This is a genomic window from Bradyrhizobium sp. Pa8 (assembly GCF_052588265.1).
In genome coordinates, this window is the sequence record NZ_CP176767.1 from 6917409 (window position 1) to 6933087 (window position 15679).

Sequence of the window (15679 nt, forward strand, 5' to 3'; positions counted from 1 at the left end):
CGAACTATTGAGCCAGGATCATCGCGAAGTAGCCGAACACGGTGAGCAGGATGCCCGACACGGCGTAGCCGACCGGGAACCCGATCCAGGGCACGGAGCTCTGAATTTCGACTGCGGCCTCGCGGGCCGGGCCCGAATGCGACCGCGCACCGGCAACGCCGCCCATCAGCACCGCCGGATTGATCTTGAAGAGGTGGAAGCCGATCGCCCAGACGATGAACGGTGGGATCGTGCAAGCGATGAAACCGGCGACGAAAATTTTCAAGGCAACCGCACCGGTGAGCTGCGCCAGCAGCCCGGCGCCGGCATTGACGCCGACGATCGCGACGAAGACCACGAGACCGAGATCCTCCAGCACATTGCGCGCCGCGTTCGGCGTGTTGCCGAAGAAACGCAGGCGCGACGCGATCGAGGACACGATGACGCCCGACAGCAATAGACCGCCGGCGTTACCGAGGCCGATCTTGGCACCGAAGGCCGGGAATTCGATCATGCCGATCAGGAAGCCGATGATCATGCCGACCGCCAGCGTCAGCAGGTCGGTCGAGGTGTTGGTACGCGCGATGCGCCCCCACATCTCGCCGAGCTCGTTGACCGCGGACTTCAGACCGACCACGGAGACGATGTCCATCCGCTCCAGCTTGGTCTTGAGACCCGCCGGAATCTGGACGCCTCCACGCTCAACCTTGGTCACCTGCAACTGGCCGGCGATTGCGGTGTCGCGGAAGGACTCGAAGGTGCGTCCCACCATGTCCTTGTTGGTGACGAGGATGTCCGCCTGGTCCATGGGGATGCCGAGCGTCTTGGCGTCCGCAACCTCCGGACCGATCAGGCCCATTTTCTCCGTGAGATGCTCGGTCGCACCGCCCAGTGCGACGATGTCGCCTTTTTGCAAGATGAGGTCAGCATCGGCGCCTTGCGGCTCACCGTTCCGCCCAACATTGACGATGCGGTATTCCGGATTCACGGTACGGAATTTTGCGATGCTCATGCCGACCGTCGCGGGATTTTCCAGCCGGTACGCGCGCAGGCTGAACTGGCGATAACCGGTCAGGCCGCCGCCCTCGAGATCCTTGACACCAAATTCCCGCTCATACTGCTTCGCGGCGGCCTTGGCGTCGACACCCCACCAGCGCGGCAGATATTTGCAGATCAGGATGATGCCGACGGTGCCCCAGATGTAAGTGATGCCGTAGGACAACGCGATCATCCCGGAGGCGTCCTCGGGCTTCATGCCCTCGGGCAGCTTGACGACACCGGAGGTGATGGCCTGCTCGGCCGAACCGATCGCAGCCGACATGGTCTGAGACCCCGCCAGCATACCACCGGCGGCGCCGATCGGCAGCGCGAACAACTTCGTACAGATGACGACGAGCGCGAGGCCAAGAACACTCGACACCACGGCCAGGACACAGAATTTCAGCCCGTCGCCCCTCAGGCTGTTGATAAAGGACGGACCGACGCGCAAGCCCACGCCGTACATGAAGAGATAGTAGAACAGGCTCTTGACGAAATTATTCAGCTCGAGCTTCACGCCATAAGTGGACGCCCAGACCGACAAGCCGGCGCCCACCACGATGGCACCGGCAACCATGCCGAGGCCATAGCCCTTGATGCTGGCCCGCCCGATATAGACGGCAAGACCAACGACGAAGAACAACAGCAGAAACGGATTCTGCTGCAGGAAGGTGAAGAAGCCTTGCATGTTCGTCCCCTTTTTACGAGGCGGCCTTCAGCTTCGGCTGCGCGCCGGGCTTGGGCCTGCCGATCTTCGCCAAGGCTTCGGCGCGCACGAGCTTGAGGCCTTCCTTGGCGTCGTAGCCATGGATCTCCTTCACATCGAGCTTGCGCATGAAGTCGATGGTTTCCTGGGTGATCACCTGACCCGGCACCATGATCGGGAAGCCCGGCGGATAGGGAATCACGAAACTGGCGGAGACGAGGTCGGGGCCTGCTTTCAGGCGGCGGTCGATCTCGGGATCAGCGAGCCTGATATATTCGCATCCCGCCGCGTCGTAGGCCGCGTAGAATCCGCTGCGGATATCACCTTCATTGGTCTTGCTGCCGGCATCGCCACGGAAGCTCTGGTGGAAGTGCGAGAAGTTCGGCAAATCAGGCACGTCAGTCATCAGACTCTTCACCCGTGCCTCGAAGGTCTTCTTCGCATTGGCACCGCCTCGGGCGAGGCCGCGATCAACCTCACCCGCGATCTCGGCCAAAACCCTGACAAGATGTGCGACGTCGCTGCGGGTGTTGTTGATGTTGGACTGGAGCAGCACCGAATTGCGTGAGGTCTTGTTGACCTGGATGTTGTAGTCGTTCGCCAGGATGCCCTTGAACTGCGTGCCATCGTAGCCGGCGGTGCCGCACACCAGTGTCATGCGGGTCGGATCGAGACAGAACTCATCCTCGTCCAGGCTCTTCAGAGCGCTCGCCCAGTTCGCGCCGGCGGCCAGATAATCGGTGAAGCCGCTCTGGCGATATTGCGCCGGCACCATGGCGTCGGCGCCGAGGATGCGGAAATATTTCGAGAGCAGCGGATTGGCGTTGACGGCGTGACGGATGGCAAGCGCGATCTCGATCGCATTGGCCACCAGACCATACCCTTCCAGCTCCATCTGGCGCCGCGAGACGTCGAGGCTCGCGATCAACTGCTGGTTCGGACTCGTGGAGGCATGGGTAAAGACGGCCTCCTTGAACTGCTGCTCGACCGTGTGGAATTCGACGTCCTTGACCGAGAGCATCGAGCCCTGACGGATCGCCGACATCGACTTGTGGGTCGAATTGGTCTGATAGACGCGCAAGCGTATCTGGCGCGGATCGGGGATCAGCCGGGTCTTGAGCAGCACCTCGTTCGAGGGGTTCTTGCCGAGCGTGGCTTGTTGGGCTTCGTAAGCTGCGACCGATCTCGGATCGCGCATCCAGGCCTCGATCGCGTTGGCGGCGCCCATCGCGGTGCGCCGCCGCAGGAACGGCGAAAAGCGCGCAAAGCCGAACCAGGCCTCGTCCCATAGGAAGATCAGGTCGGGCTTGATGGCGAGGCATTCCTCCATCACCCGGCGGGTGTTGTAGATGTGGCCGTCGAAGGTGCAGTTGGTCAGATCCAGCAACTTGACGCGGTCGAGCCGGCCGTCGGCCTTGGCGTTCAGCAAGGCCTGCTTGATGGTCTTCAGCGGCACGGCGCCGTACATCGAATATTCCGTCATCGGGAAGGCTTCGACATAGAGCGGCTGCGCGCCGGCCAGCACCATGCCGTAATGATGCGACTTGTGACAATTGCGGTCGACGATCGCGATGTCGCCCGGCGCGAGCAGCGCCTGCACCGCCATCTTGTTCGAGGTCGAGGTGCCGTTGGTGACGAAGAAGACGCGATCGGCGCCAAGCGCGCGTGCCGCCTTGTCCTGCGCCTTCTTGATGTTGCCGGTCGGCTCCAGCAGGCTATCCAGGCCGCCGGTGGTCGCGCTGCTTTCCGCCAGGAACAGGTTCAGGCCGTAGAATTCGCCCATGTCACGGATCCAGTCCGACTTGAAGACCGATTTGCCGCGCGCGATCGGCAGCGCATGGAACGTTCCGATCGGACGCTGTGCATATTTCTTCAGATTGTCGAAGAACGGCGTGTCGTAGCGATCCTGCACACCTTCCAGGATCGAGAGATGCAGCTCGAGCAGCTCCTCGACCGAATAGAAGATGCGGCGGACGACATCGGCCTCGGGATTTCCGGCCATCGCCTCCACGTCGCGATTGGACATCAGATAGAGGTCGAGTTCGGGACGGACCCGCTTGATGACGTGGGCAAGCCGCAGCGCCGAGGCATCGGACTCGTCGTTCAATCCGGCCGACGAAGTCATCGTACGGAGCACCGGCGCGTCATGGCGTGAGCGCAGCGCAAAGCCCTCGTTGATGACGACGGCTGCGAGATTGGGGTTGAGGATGGCGGCGCAGAACGCGTCTTCGAGGCTGCCGACGATCACCGGCTCATAGACGAATGGATCGAGCGGCCGCCGCAGCTTGCGCCATTCGTTGGCGAGCGCGGGCCAATTGCCGGACGAGAGGCCGGTGACGATCAGCGTCTCGAAATAGGGACGGCGCGCGCCATGCTGCCCGGACATTTGCGGCACCAGATCGGGGTTGTCACCGTTGCCATCGTCATTGGCGCTCCCGTCGCCGGCATGTTGGCGAAACGACCTCGTCGTCAAGGCCTGCATCATCCGTGCCGCAAGGGCGAGTGAGCCCGCCGCATCGCCGGCCGCGGCCGCGTCCCGCAGGGCCGCCATGAGGTGAAGGCCGGGATAGCCGTGAAATTCCTCCGTTATGGAGAGATCGGCCAGCGCAGTGTCATATTTCGCGCGATCTCCGCCACGCACCCACGCCTTCGCGGCCTCCACCAGATCGCGCCAGTTGTCCGCCCGTCCGCCGGGCCCGGAGAAGAACTGATCGATGCGCTTTTGCGCGGGCTTGGCTTCTTTGGGCATGCGGCTCTCCCGATCCCTTGGGCAAAGGTGATGCCGGATCGTGGGTGCGGGGCCGGTCGCTCCATTGATCCAAGTCAACGGTCGTGGGCATTCTGATTAGCGGACGGACAGGACGATGCCCTTTGCATCGCAATACCGAGGCGTCAGACCGTTCGTTGCGCGGTATTGGCTGGATCGTCGCCCAAGACGCTGTCGAGCGACCGCAGCCACTGGCCGCTGTCGGTTTTTTCCGCCAACCCTTCGGCGCGCAACAAGTCGCGCAGCTGCGCATGCGCGCCGACGATGCAAAGGCGGACATCGCGGGAGGCAAGTTCGTCGTAGAGTTCGTGCAGCATGCGCGCGCCGGCGAGATCGATGTAGGGCGACGCCGAAAGGTCGCAGGCCACCAGCCGGATGCCTGGCGACCTCCGGAGCGCGATCAGGACCGTCTCCAGGATCGTCTCGGCATTGATGTAGAGCAGCGATGCTTCGGGGCGGAATGCAATAACGCCGGCCAGTGGCTCCACGTCCTCGTGCCTGGCGCTATCGGAATAGCGGCCGCTGCCGGGCAATCGGCCAAGGAACGCGACATTCGGCCGCGAGGCGCGCGCCAGCAGCAGGAAGATCGACGCAATTGCTGCCAGCAGGACGCCCTGGAGAATGCCGAGCAGCAGCACCGATACCAAGGCAATCGCCGCCGCGTAGAAGTCGATCCGGCTGACCCGCCACATCCGCAGCAGCGCGCGCACATCCACGAGCTTGTAGACCGCGGCAAAGACGATGGCCGCGAGCACTGCCTTGGGCAGGTTGGTCAAGAGACCGGTAAAGAACAGAAGACAAAGCCCCAGCATCACGGAGCAAATCACCAGCGCCAGCGGCGTCCGGGCGCCGGCGCTGTCATTGACGGCCGATTGCGACAGGCCGCCTGCGACGGGATAGCCATGGCCAAAGGCGGCCGCGAGGTTCGCGGCGCCAAGACCCAAAAACTCCTGTCGGACGTCGAGCGGGTAGCCGTGCTTGGCGGCAAAGCTGCGGGCCGCCGAGACGCCTTCGATATAGGCCAGCAGCACGCAACCGGCGGCAAGCGGAAACAGATCGTCGAATTCCAGCAGGCCGAAGGTCGGCATCGCCAGAGCCGGCAACCCTTCGGGTATCTTCCCGGTGACGGGCACACCGAGAGACGGGAGACCCAGCACCGTCGCTACGACGATCGCGAGTGCGACGATGGTGATGCCGACCGGCTTTCCTGGCAGCAGCCGCTCGCCGAGCAAGAGCAGCAGTAGTGCGACCGCGCCGATCGCGAGCACAAGCGGATCGGTGGTACCGAGCTGCCCGGCGAGCTTGATGGCGCGGTCGAAGAAATTGTGGCCGCCGCCAGCAACGCCGAGCAGGCTCGGCAACTGGCTCATGATGATGGTGAGCCCTGCCCCCGCCTTGAAGCCGACCAATATGCTGTCGCTGACGAGGCGCACGAGCACGCTCAGCTTGAACAGCCAGGCGATGAAGCACAACACCGCCACGGCAAACGCCGCAAGGCTTGCGATCTGCGCATAGCGCACCGCGTCTCCACCGGCGAGCGCGCCGACGGTCGCGGCGATCATCAGGGAGATCGCGGAGGTCGGGCCGATCGCAAGCTGGCGCGAAGAGCCGAGCAGCGCATAACCGATGCCGCCGAGCATGTAGCCGTAGACCCCGATCTGCGATGGCAATCCGGCGAGCGCGGCATAAGCGAGCGACACCGGGATCGCGTAGGCAGCGAGCGTGATGCCAGCGACGGCGTCGGATGGCAGCCATTCGCGCCGATAGGCCGCGAGCCAGCCGAACGGTGGGAAGAAACGCATCCAGCTCGCTTCAGGAGGCGAATTCATCCGGTCACCTCACGAGGCGTCGTTTCGCAGCGCAGCAGGACGATCAGCAGCGCGATCACGGGAAAACCGAGCGCGAGGTTGGGAATGATCTTGGTGGCGTAGGCACCGGCGGCGGCGCCGAAGCCAAACACCGCGCACAGCGCGAAGAAGATGCCGGACCGGCGCACCGTCCCGAGTGGTGCGCCTCCGTACACGACCGCGAAGACGTTCTCGATGGCCTGGCGCATGTTGCCGGTGATCATCACCGTGCTGCAAACGGTGCCCTCGACCTTGACGAACATCGCCGCCTGCATCGCGGCGACGAATGAAATGCCGAGTGTTCCGGCGAGATCTGGTAGCCGGTTATGCAAAATACCGACCGCGATCAAGAGCAGGATTTCGACCAACGTGCTGATCACGCTGGCCCGTCCGCCGACGGCGCGGCGCAGCCATGCGGCGACCACGATACCCACCGCAAAGGCGAGAATGGGCGGCACGAAGTGAAACGCCTTCGCCCAATCGCCGGCCATCGCATAGACCCAGAGGAAGATCAGATTGGCGGTCTGCGCATTCGCCATCACGCCGTGGATGATCCAGGTATAGGCATCGATATAGCCGCCGGCGAAGGCGAGCAGTAATACGATCTCGACGGTTTCGTCGCGGCGAATCGTGCCGGCTGCGACGTCGAGGGTGCTCATGTCGGCGATAAGGGCTGTCGCAAACTCTTCATCATGTCATAGGCATCGCCTCGCCTCCGCCGAGGCTTGATCTGGATCAAGCAATCTTCTCCCGCTGCAAATCAAATCCAGCGCAAAGCGCCGGGGGATATGTGACCATGGACGCCGTCAGGTGGATCATCACCACCGCACCGGAGATATTCCTGCTGCTGGCCGTTGCGCTCGGCACCATTCTCGGCCGCCAGAAGATTCATGGGTTCTCGATCGGGACGACAGCCTGCGTCCTGATCGTGTCCGTCCTGATCGGACAGCTCGGCAGTTTCACCTTCCCGCCGATCCTCCGGGCCGTGCTGTTCAGCCTGTTCGTATTCACCATCGGTTATCGGTCAGGGCCGGAGTTCTTCGCGTCCCTGAGCGTGCGGACGCTGGCCCAAGTCGTGCTGGCGCTGGTGATCGGCGCGACGGGCCTCGTTCTCGTGCTCATCTTCGCCCAGCTGTTCAAGCTCGACACCGGAACGGCCGCGGGCCTCACTGCCGGCGCGCTGACACAGTCCTCCGTGATTGGCACCGCATCGGGCGCGCTGGCACAGCTCGGATTGCCCGACGAGGTCTTGAAGCAGCAGGAGGCCAACATCGCCGCCGGCTATGCCGTGACATATGTGCTTGGCTACATCCTGACGCTGCTGTTCGTCCCCTTCCTCGCGCCGCGTCTGATGGGGATCGATCTGAAAGCAGAGGCGAAAAAGCTCGAGGCGGAGCTGGCCGGCGGCGCCCCCGCGAAGACGGACAACCTGTCCTATCGCAAATTCCAGGCCCGCGCCTATCGCGTCTCGGCTGCCGCGGGCCGTACGGTCGAGGCCGTCGAGACGGAGATCGGCGGTCGCACTATCGTGGAGCGGATCGTTCGCCGCGGCACCGACGTTGCGCCCCGTCGCGACGCGATGCTCGAGGAAGGCGACGACATCGTCCTGACCGGTCCGACCACCGCCATCGTCGCCGCAGAGCCCGTCATTGGTCTGGAAGTCGACGCCGACGAGCTGCTGCGCGGTCTGCCCGGCAACGTGATCGAGATACTCGTGGAGAACCGCAAGCTGCACGGCCGCGCGATTAGGGAAGTGGCCGAGATCGTCGGCGACAACGCACGCGGCGTCTTCCTGCGCACCCTGACACGGATGGGTCGGGAGGTACCGCTCGGGCCCGAAACACGGCTCTATGTCGGCGATGTCATGACGCTGGTCGGCAGCACCGGCAATATCGCGCGCGCGACATCGCAGGTCGGCCACGCCTTGAGCGCAAGCGACCGGACCGACATCGCTTTCCTCGCCGCCGGCATCGCCGTCGGTCTCCTGGCTGGCCTCGCCAGCTTCAAGGTCGGCGCGGTCGCGTTGACGCTCGGTGGTGGCGGCGGCGCGCTGATCGCGGGCCTCGTCTGCGGCTGGCTGCGCTCGCGCAAACCCAACATGGGCGCGATGCCGCCGGCGGCACAGCAAACACTGAGCGACCTCGGCCTTGGCGGCTTCATCGCAGCCATTGGACTCGGCAACGGCCTCGCTGCCTGGTCGGCGATCCAGGCTCATGGCTTGCTGCTGGTCGGCATGGGCATCGTCGTCACGCTGGTCCCGCTCGTCGTCGGGCACTCTCGTCGCATACTACGTGCTACGCATGAATCCCGTCGTGACTTGCGGCGCTCTGGCCGGCGCCATGACCGTCGATGCCGCCGTCACCGGCGCGTGCGACGTCGCCGAGAGCAAGACGCCGGTGCTCGGCGTCGCCGTGCCCTACGCGGTCGGCAATGTCGTGCTGACGGTGCTGGGCCCCATCGTCGTTGCCGCCACCTATACGGGCTGAAGGAGATCGCGATGCGCTCGCTTCTGGCTGTAACGCTCCGATCCCTGGCGACCACCCTGCTCGCTCTGGCCTCGCTCACCGCCCCAACGCGGGCCGAGGACGAGGTCCGAATCCAGGAGGAGATCTGGGCCTTGCCACTGCCGCTGCCGATGTTCGCCTATCTGGTGCGCCCGGTCGGCGACGGCCCTTTCCCTCTGGTGATCATGAACCACGGCGTCTCTCTCAATCCGACCGACCGGAGCTTCTTCCCGCTGGTGGAATTCCGCGACGCTGCAAAGTGGTTCGCCAAGCGCGGCTATCTCGTGGTCGCACCGGTCGGCAGCGGCTATGGCGCCGCGGCCATCGACATTCCCGAGCGCGCGCTCTATGGGCCATTCTTTTCCAAGGTCGGAAAGTGCACGAACCCCAACTTCCATGATGCGGGCCTCGCAGTCGCCAAGGTCGATCTCTGGATCATCGACTACATGGCCGCCGAGAAACGGATCATTCCAAAGGACGTGATCGTGGTCGGCCAGTCCGCCGGAGGCTGGGCTTCAATCGCCTTGTCCAGCGTGAACCCACCACAGGTGAAGGCCATCATCACCTTCGCCGCCGGCCGCGGCGGGCGGGTCGGCGGCAAGCCGAACAACAATTGCGCACCCGACAAGCTGGTCGAGGCGACCGCGGATTTCGGCAGCACGTCGCGGGTGCCGATGCTGTGGATCTACATCGAGAACGACACGTTTTTCGGCCCCGACTTGTCGAAGCGCATGCATGCAGCGTTCACGGCGGCTGGCGGCCGCGCCGAATATCATCTGATGCCGCCCTTCGGCAACGAGGGCCATTTCTTCATCGGCTCGCCGGACGCGATCCAGCTGTGGTCGCCGCTGGTGGCGAAGTTCCTCGACGCGCAGAAATAGAGTTCAGGCTCGGAGGCACATCATGCCAAGTCCCCGCAATTGTCTCTCTGGCCTGCTGGTCGTCGCGGTCGCCGGAAGCGCGACATGTGCCGGCATCGCGGCGCCGAAATCCGCGCAGGCCGACAAGCCCGCCGAGGTCGCGACGCGCGGCCAGCGCGAGGCAAAGGACATCGTCTACGGAGACTGGCAGAAGCTCTGCTTCAAGGCAGGCGGTGCGCCGACGCTGTGCCGGACCTCAATCACCGGCAAGTTTCCAACCGGCCAGACGGCTGTTCGCGTGGACCTGATCGAGCGCGAAGGCACTCCCTCGGCACGGCTGCAACTCTTCGTGCCCGTCGGCATGTACCTGCAACAGCCGGCGAAGCTGACTGTCGACCAGGGCAGCCCCCTCCGCATCCCCTACAGCTGGTGCCTGACCAACGCCTGCATTGCGGCCGACGTCGCGCCTCCCGCGATCATCAAGGAGATGGAGTCAGGGAAGACACTTGCCCTCGAGGTCGTCGATTCAAACCTTCTGGCATTGACGACCTTGGTGCCGCTGGCGCAGTTCGCGTCCGTCCACAAGGGCGCACCGGCCAGGACGCTGGAGCAATATGTCGACGAATGAGCGGCATGCTGCATTAGGCAGCCGACGCACGCGCGACCGATTCGATCAGAGACTGGGCCGTAAATGGCTTGACCAGATAGGCAATGCATCCGGACGCGACCGCGGCAGCGCGGTTCGCAGAGCTGTCGTTTCCGGTGATGTAGATCACCGGCGCGGTGACGCCCTCCTCTGCCAGTTGCCGGCGCAGGTCGATGCCGGACCTTCCGTTCAGGTCGATATCGAGGACGATGCAGATCGCCTGGTCGAAGCTGTCGTGATCGAGCAAAGCTCGAGCGGAGTCGAAGAGCGTCGCGGTAAAGCCATGCTCGCGGAGCAGCCTGTTCAAGCTGGTCCGGATGGACGGATCGTCATCGACGACAAAAACAGAGCCACGCTCTGACAAGGAAGTGCCCCTTCGAGCCGAACGACTGATCGCGGCGGCTCTGGCCATATTGAATTCGCCTGGTTTCCACTTGCGGGTCAGGCAAACCACCGCCCTCCATGACACCGCACCAACGAATTTCATATTGTCTCTTGGGGAAGTCACACCGCGGGAACTGTGCCGTGACGACAAATCAGCTAGTCGTCGCTCGTATCGAGCATTCCAAGCCGCTCCGCGATCGAAACGAGCTCCGCGAGCGAATGAACCTGCATCTTCTCCATCACCTGGTGACGGTGTGCCTTCACGGTGCGTTCGGTGGTTCCAAGCTCATGCGCTATCTGCTTGTTGATCCTGCCGCGGACGATGAGATCGAACACCTGACGCTCGCGATGCGTCAATGTGGCGAGGTGAATGCGGAAGGTCTCGAGCCTTCCGCGATGTGCCTGCGCGGCGCGCTGGCGCGCCAGCGCGCGCTCAATCGCAGCGATCAACTGCTCGGAGGATACCGGCTTGGTCAGGAAATCCTCCGCGCCGGCCTTGATGGCCTGCACCGTGGTTGGCGTGTCGGCGTGTCCGGTCAGGAATATGATTGGCAGCGTCGAGCCCGACGCGATCAATCGGGTCTGCAAGTCGGGGCCGCTCAGCCCCGGTATCCACACGTCGAGCAGGATGCATCCCGGCTGCGCGTCGTCAGGCGCCGCATCCAGCAAATCCTGTGCCGACGCGTAGGTCGCAACGTCGTAGCCGGCGAGCTTCAGCCGGCGCGCGATCGCCGTCCGGAAGGAATCGTCGTCGTCCACCACGTGAACAAGGCCGGGCACGCATCACCTCTTGCTGAATTCGCCAACCACCAACGGCAACTTCTCAATCCGCGCAACAACCTCCCAACAGGCGTCCACGCTGTCCCTTGGTACAATGAACCTTGGGACAATGGATGAGAATGCCGCCTTAGTCGTAAATCAACTTCGGCGGGAGTGGGACAGCGCGGCGCATTCCCAGCGACGAGAGTTTTCGTCCGACAGACCAATTCGGCGATGAGCTGAGGAGTTGGCCTATGTTCGTTCGCATCACAACGGATTCCACGCCGCGTCCCAACTCCCTTCGCGACCTCGGCATGACCAGCGATTCAAATGCGCTCGTCAGTTTAAGCCAATTTACCTATAAAAAGGGCAGCGAAATCTACGGGGAGAGAGAGCCTGCCGAATATGTCTATCAGGTGACGTCTGGTGCGGTGCGAAGCTACAAGCTGCTGTCGGACGGCCGCAGGCAGATTGGCGCCTTTCACCTCGCCGGCGATATTTTTGGCCTCGAGAACGGCAGCGAGCACCGCTTCACCACGGAAGCGATCGTCGACACCACGGTGCGCCTGGTCAGACGGCAAAGCCTCGAAATGGTGGCCGAAAGTGATGCGATGGTCGCCAGAAACCTGCTCAGCATGACCACGAACAACCTCCAGCATGCGGAAGACCACATGCTGCTGCTGGGACGCAAGACCTCGCTGGAGCGGGTCGCGGCGTTCCTGCTCGAGATGGACGGGCGGTTGACGGCGTCCGGCGTCATGGCGCTGCCGATGTCGCGGCGCGATATCGCCGATTACCTCGGCCTGACGCTGGAGACCGTATCCCGCGCGCTGTCACGGCTCCATGAGCTCGGCGCCCTCGGCTTCGTCGGTAACACCCAGCGCCAGATCGTGCTGCTGGATCGGCACCAGCTTGCAAGCCTCGACCTGCAGCCTTGAACAGGCCGCCGTCGGCGAATGGCACAAACTGCACATCACACCGGTTCCGTCCGATGCTAAACTCTCCCGATGTGGAACGAGACCGTATTTCGGATCGCAGTCGTTTTGTTCGGGACGCTGCCGGTGGCGTTCACGGCCATGATCCTTTTCCTGGGGTGAGCTCGGCTCTGACCGAAGCTTCCATCGGTATCAGGATCATTTGAGGCCAGGCGCCCGGGTTACGCCGAGGTGCTCGAGTGTCTTGCGCAAGACCTCGAACAGGATGGCGGCCGACCAGCCGAACAGCAGGACACCGTTCATGGCCGTCAACGGGCCGATGAGGCGCCATTCGCGCACCGGCGTGATATCGCCGTAGCCGAGCGTGGTGTAGTTGACGAAGGCGAAATAGAGCAAATCACTGCCCGGTGCGGCGGCCTGAACAACTTCATACATCAGAGCCCATGCCAGAACCTCCAGCGTATGCGCAACCTGCAACACCACGGCTGTCGCGACCATGACACCCATCAGGTGCACTCTTGGTCTCCTGGTTTGCCGCAGGCCCGCGCCGCGGGCGATCCCGACGGCGACGATGGTCACCAGCGCATGGATGCCGATATTGATCACGCTGACCAGCGTACCGACCAGGAATTGAAGAAGCATCGCGCGCCGCCAATCCTTTTCAGCTTTCCGGGAAGCTGCCTCAATGTGACGACGGCCCGTTCAGCAAGAGCGCCAACGTGTGCCGCGCGATGGTCAATTCGTCGTCGGACGGGAGCACGTAGAGAGGGATACGGCTATCGCGGCGCGAGATCAGCCGTGCGTTATGGGCGTTGGCCGTCGCATCCAGTATTGCACCGAGCCAGCTCAGCCTTTCGGCGATGCGCGCGCGGATCGCTGTCGAGCCTTGGCCGATCGCGCCGGTGAAAACAAAGGCATCGAGCCCCTCCAGCGCGGCCGCAAGCAGGCCGGCGTTGAGGCCGGCGCAGTAGGCGAGGTGCTCGACGGCCTGTTCTGCTCGTAGAGAACGAGCCGCCGCGCCGTCGTCACTCGGATTGGTGAGCAGAAACCCGTCGCCGGGATCGATTTCGCCTGCGGAATAGTCCGGCGGCGACGCGCTAAAGGTATAGAATCCATTCGTGCTTTCGACGCTGCGGCCTTCCTTCAGCGCGCACATCGAGCTGGTGTCGCCGAGGCACGCAACGATCACGCGGCGCGCGGCGATCTGGGGGGCCTCAAGCGTCAGAGCTCGTGCGATCGACTCGTAGCAAAGACCGTGAGCCCCGTAACGTCTTACGTCACCTGCGCAGAGTTGATGCACAATAGGATAGCTGCCGCTCTCCGCCACCTTGCCAAGATGGAATGCAGTATCGAAGCAGGCGACTTGCGGTAGCGCAGGATGATTCGCCTGCATGATACGGATTGGCGCAAGATTATGCGGCTGAAGCAGCGGCGCGAGTGCAATCAGCCGTTCCAGACGCGCCATCACGGCGTCATCGATCATGGCCGGCTGGGCGTCATCCGGTCCTCCCTGAGCGACGCGATGTCCCACGGCCAACAGGTGGATTCCCAATTCGTCCCGCAGCCAGGTGTCGACAACCGCGCTTGCCGCCGGAACGTCACCGACGTCGTCGTTCTGATAGGTGCGGTGTGCCATCGGATCGCCGTTCGCCCCGCTCGCCCTGAGGCGCGGATGGCTGCCGAGCCCGTCAAGCCGTCCCTTGATTTGCTGTTCCAGCCTCCCCTCGCCTCGTACGGAGAAGAGCTGGAAGTTCACGCCCCCTGCATTCGCATCGATGGCAAGGATCGCATCCATGGCGGTCAGTCGACGGCCGTCATCGCCGGGGACGTTTGCCCGAATACGCAATCCCGCTGCGACGTTTGATGGGCCATCGACATGCCTGAGGTCAGATCTGCCTTCGCGCAATCAAGGCGCATCGGGAGTCGAGAGGATTGACTTAGGTCAAGGTGATGCGTGCGGAGATTCAGGTCTGTTACGGCCTTTTCGGCGCAACGGCACGGTCGTTCCGAATCCAGGCCGCCGCGAGTTCCCAGGCGACCGACAGGACGATCGGCCCGATGAAGAGGCCGATGATTCCGTGCGCGAGCGTTCCGCCGATCACCCCGATCAGGATCACGATCGTCGGCGTGGTCAGGCCGCGCCCCATGACGATGGGCTTCAGGATGTTGTCGAGGAGGCCGACGGCGCCGAAGAAGACGGTCAGGAGCAGTGCCGTGGTCACGTCCTTGTCCATCCAGATCCAGACAACCACGGGGAAGAGAACGAGGAAGGGGCCGATCTGCACGATCGACAGCAACAGGACGACGAACGCCAGCAGGCCGGCACTCGGGACGCCTGCGACCTTGAATCCGATGCCGGCCAATAGCGACTGCACGATTGCGACACCGATCACGCCCTGCGACACCGCGCGGATGGTCGCGCCGGCGAGCTCCAGAAAATGTTCGCTCTGCTCCGGTACGACCCGGAACAGGAAGCCGCGCACCGCACCGACAAGCTGCGGACCGTGGGGAAAGAGGAAGCCGGCGACGAATACCGACAGCAGGAACTGGAGCGTGCCGACACCGGCATCGCCCGCGAACGACAGCATCATCCCGGCAAGCGGTTTCAGATACGGCGCCACTTCGCTCAGCACCGCGCGAATATTGCTGTTGGCCTGGGTCCAGAGATCGTAGAGTTGGGTGCCGATCAGCGGCCAGCTCTTGATCTGTTCGGGCGCCTCCCGAAGCGCCAGATCGCCGCTGCTGATCTGGCCCGCGAGATCCCTGATGCCGTCGACTGCGCTCATGCCGAGCCAGGCCACAGGACCGATGACGATGCCCAGCATAACCAGCGTGAGAATGAACGCGGCGGTGCGCGGGCGGCCCCCGAGGCGTTTGGCGAGCCAGCCGAAGATTGGATAGAACGCCACTGCGAGCACCGCACTCCAGGCCAGGATTGGGACGAAGGGGCGGATGATCAGGAAAGTCCACAGGATCACCAGCGCCAGCAATCCGAGCCGGATCACGAGCTGGATGATGCCATCGGCAAACAGATACTGGCGAGGGGTGTTCAAGGCCTGTGTCTCGGGCAACGCTCCTGCAGGAAACCTAGCGGCTTCTATCCCGCGGCGGGCTTGATACAGATCAACAGCGCGCCCAATGCTCGCGCCAATACGCTCTAGTCTACGACGAGCACGTCATCGACCTGCGTCATCGGATCTGCGCGCTGCAACGCTCGGACGAGACAGGCTTTGCTCTGCCGCCTGAAATCAAAA

12 protein-coding genes and 1 pseudogene are annotated in these 15679 nt (G+C 63.5%); 4 read left to right on the forward strand and 9 right to left on the reverse strand.

Annotated elements, in window-relative coordinates; all coding sequences use genetic code 11:
• Positions 1-4: 4 nt before the first annotated feature.
• From ACKWRH_RS32850 to ACKWRH_RS32865, 4 genes are all read right to left on the reverse strand, one after another.
• Positions 5-1705: an aspartate:alanine exchanger family transporter gene (locus ACKWRH_RS32850; protein WP_445216890.1), complete on the reverse strand. Its 1701-nt coding sequence runs from the start codon at positions 1703-1705 to the stop codon at positions 5-7.
• Positions 1706-1718: 13 nt separating this feature from the next.
• Positions 1719-4472, reverse strand: a complete 2754-nt coding sequence (locus tag ACKWRH_RS32855) for a decarboxylase (RefSeq protein ID WP_445216891.1) — start codon at positions 4470-4472, stop codon at positions 1719-1721.
• A 143-nt stretch (positions 4473-4615) separates the two neighbouring features.
• Positions 4616-6319, reverse strand: coding sequence for a SulP family inorganic anion transporter (locus tag ACKWRH_RS32860; protein ID WP_445216892.1), 1704 nt, complete (start codon positions 6317-6319; stop codon positions 4616-4618).
• On the reverse strand, positions 6316-6996 hold the full coding sequence (locus ACKWRH_RS32865; protein WP_445216893.1) for a YoaK family protein: 681 nt from the start codon (positions 6994-6996) through the stop codon (positions 6316-6318). The genes ACKWRH_RS32860 and ACKWRH_RS32865 overlap by 4 nt, the downstream gene beginning before the upstream one ends.
• Positions 6997-7133: 137 nt before the next feature.
• On the opposite strand from ACKWRH_RS32865, the pseudogene ACKWRH_RS32870 reads away from it, so the two are divergent.
• From ACKWRH_RS32870 to ACKWRH_RS32880, 3 genes and pseudogenes are all read left to right on the forward strand, one after another.
• Positions 7134-8823: pseudogene (locus ACKWRH_RS32870) on the forward strand (aspartate:alanine exchanger family transporter).
• Positions 8824-8834: 11 nt separating this feature from the next.
• Positions 8835-9722, forward strand: a complete 888-nt coding sequence (locus ACKWRH_RS32875) for an alpha/beta hydrolase family protein (protein ID WP_445216894.1) — start codon at positions 8835-8837, stop codon at positions 9720-9722.
• Between the two features lie 22 nt (positions 9723-9744).
• A complete protein-coding gene (locus ACKWRH_RS32880) occupies positions 9745-10329 on the forward strand; it encodes an invasion associated locus B family protein (RefSeq protein ID WP_445216895.1) in 585 nt (194 codons plus the stop codon).
• A gap of 13 nt (positions 10330-10342) precedes the next feature.
• Here ACKWRH_RS32880 and ACKWRH_RS32885 read toward each other — a convergent pair whose 3' ends face one another.
• Positions 10343-10834, reverse strand: a complete 492-nt coding sequence (locus tag ACKWRH_RS32885; RefSeq protein ID WP_445216896.1) for a response regulator transcription factor — start codon at positions 10832-10834, stop codon at positions 10343-10345.
• A gap of 53 nt (positions 10835-10887) precedes the next feature.
• Positions 10888-11511, reverse strand: a complete 624-nt coding sequence (locus tag ACKWRH_RS32890; protein WP_445216897.1) for a response regulator transcription factor — start codon at positions 11509-11511, stop codon at positions 10888-10890.
• A 233-nt stretch (positions 11512-11744) separates the two neighbouring features.
• Here ACKWRH_RS32890 and ACKWRH_RS32895 point away from each other — a divergent pair, with 233 nt between their 5' ends.
• Positions 11745-12428 (forward strand): helix-turn-helix domain-containing protein, encoded by a 684-nt coding sequence (locus ACKWRH_RS32895; protein ID WP_445216898.1) that lies wholly within the window; start codon positions 11745-11747, stop codon positions 12426-12428.
• Between the two features lie 195 nt (positions 12429-12623).
• On the opposite strand, the gene ACKWRH_RS32900 is transcribed toward ACKWRH_RS32895, so the two are convergent.
• The 3 genes from ACKWRH_RS32900 to ACKWRH_RS32910 all read right to left on the reverse strand — a co-directional run bounded on the left by ACKWRH_RS32900 (position 12624) and on the right by ACKWRH_RS32910 (position 15478).
• A complete protein-coding gene (locus ACKWRH_RS32900) occupies positions 12624-13067 on the reverse strand; it encodes a potassium channel family protein (RefSeq protein WP_445216899.1) in 444 nt (147 codons plus the stop codon).
• 40 nt (positions 13068-13107) lie between these two features.
• The gene (locus ACKWRH_RS32905; protein WP_445216900.1) at positions 13108-14220 is read right to left on the reverse strand and encodes an acetate kinase; all 1113 of its coding nucleotides are present in this window, start codon (positions 14218-14220) and stop codon (positions 13108-13110) included.
• 178 nt (positions 14221-14398) lie between these two features.
• Positions 14399-15478 (reverse strand): AI-2E family transporter, encoded by a 1080-nt coding sequence (locus ACKWRH_RS32910; protein WP_445216901.1) that lies wholly within the window; start codon positions 15476-15478, stop codon positions 14399-14401.
• Between the last annotated feature and the right edge of the window lie 201 nt (positions 15479-15679).

Excerpts from the sequence above, each read along its gene's own strand:
- ACKWRH_RS32850 (WP_445216890.1), bottom strand. The coding sequence starts at position 1,705 with ATGCAAGGCTTCTTCACCTTCCTGCAGCAGAATCCGTTTCTGCTGTTG.
- ACKWRH_RS32855 (WP_445216891.1), bottom strand. The coding sequence starts at position 4,472 with ATGCCCAAAGAAGCCAAGCCCGCGCAAAAGCGCATCGATCAGTTCTTC.
- ACKWRH_RS32860 (WP_445216892.1), bottom strand. The coding sequence starts at position 6,319 with ATGAATTCGCCTCCTGAAGCGAGCTGGATGCGTTTCTTCCCACCGTTC.
- ACKWRH_RS32865 (WP_445216893.1), bottom strand. The coding sequence starts at position 6,996 with ATGAGCACCCTCGACGTCGCAGCCGGCACGATTCGCCGCGACGAAACC.
- ACKWRH_RS32875 (WP_445216894.1), top strand. The coding sequence starts at position 8,835 with ATGCGCTCGCTTCTGGCTGTAACGCTCCGATCCCTGGCGACCACCCTG.
- ACKWRH_RS32880 (WP_445216895.1), top strand. The coding sequence starts at position 9,745 with ATGCCAAGTCCCCGCAATTGTCTCTCTGGCCTGCTGGTCGTCGCGGTC.
- ACKWRH_RS32885 (WP_445216896.1), bottom strand. The coding sequence starts at position 10,834 with ATGAAATTCGTTGGTGCGGTGTCATGGAGGGCGGTGGTTTGCCTGACC.
- ACKWRH_RS32895 (WP_445216898.1), top strand. The coding sequence starts at position 11,745 with ATGTTCGTTCGCATCACAACGGATTCCACGCCGCGTCCCAACTCCCTT.
- ACKWRH_RS32900 (WP_445216899.1), bottom strand. The coding sequence starts at position 13,067 with ATGCTTCTTCAATTCCTGGTCGGTACGCTGGTCAGCGTGATCAATATC.
- ACKWRH_RS32905 (WP_445216900.1), bottom strand. The coding sequence starts at position 14,220 with ATGGATGCGATCCTTGCCATCGATGCGAATGCAGGGGGCGTGAACTTC.